Raw genomic sequence first — 698 nt, 5'->3', positions numbered from 1 at the left:
CCCATCCTGCCGGTAAGGGTTCACCGCCGGGTCATGTTGTGCGCCTTTATGGACTTTGCCCGCTCTATCTCCTCACTTGGGAAGGTCAGTTTGATTTCACCGGGGAAGTCACATCGAGGGCAGACCAGCTTAGCCTGTAGCTGTCTTGCTGTGAGTTTGGGATTGTAGCGCAGAAGCTGGTCGCGCCCGGTTATCCAGACGACCTTGCGGCATGACCCGCAAGTGATTTCCAGCCTGCCGCCTTCTTCAATGATATCCCAAACAGTGATTGGCATACGTGAACGTAGCGTGAACACGTTTGGAATCGCCAGCGCATTTAAAAATATGCCTAGTTTCTTTGCATGTCGCTCAAACGTGTAAAGAAAGCCCGGATTTGTTTACACGTGAGGTATAGGGGGAGGTGCTATTGCTCAGAAAGCAATTCCCTAGCAACTTGCTGGAACTGCATTTCCGTCAGTTCGTGCCCGCCGTTAATTCGACGCAACCCAAATTCAACAGTGACCTCATAGCCCGCTGCTTCAAGTTGTTGCGTAATAAATTCAAGTGGGTCCATATCTCACCTACAGTATCCTGCCCGCTTAAGCCGTGATTTGGCTGCTGGTGTCTCTAAATACCCGTATCGGCCCCCGGAGTATCTACGACAATCCAGCGCATGCCCAGCGGCGATTACAGCGGCTCCTATGCCATGTCCGTCAGCA

General features: G+C 52.1%; 2 protein-coding genes. Both read right to left on the bottom strand.

Going from position 1 to position 698, the window contains the following annotated elements; all coding sequences use genetic code 11:
• Positions 1-20: 20 nt before the first annotated feature.
• On the bottom strand, positions 21-275 hold the full coding sequence (locus ACR0K1_RS25635) for a hypothetical protein (RefSeq protein WP_480852327.1): 255 nt from the start codon (positions 273-275) through the stop codon (positions 21-23).
• A gap of 128 nt (positions 276-403) precedes the next feature.
• Entirely contained in the window at positions 404-553 is a 150-nt protein-coding gene (locus ACR0K1_RS25630; protein WP_480617446.1) for a hypothetical protein, read from the bottom strand.
• Between the last annotated feature and the right edge of the window lie 145 nt (positions 554-698).

It is taken from the genome of Ruegeria sp. F5, from assembly GCF_056533845.1.
The sequence above is the reverse complement of the archived record's forward strand: the minus strand, read 5'-3'. Positions and strand labels throughout refer to the sequence as shown.

Coding starts and splice junctions, on each gene's coding strand:
- ACR0K1_RS25630 (WP_480617446.1), bottom strand. CDS start 553: ATGGACCCACTTGAATTTATTACGCAACAACTTGAAGCAGCGGGCTAT.
- ACR0K1_RS25635 (WP_480852327.1), bottom strand. CDS start 275: ATGCCAATCACTGTTTGGGATATCATTGAAGAAGGCGGCAGGCTGGAA.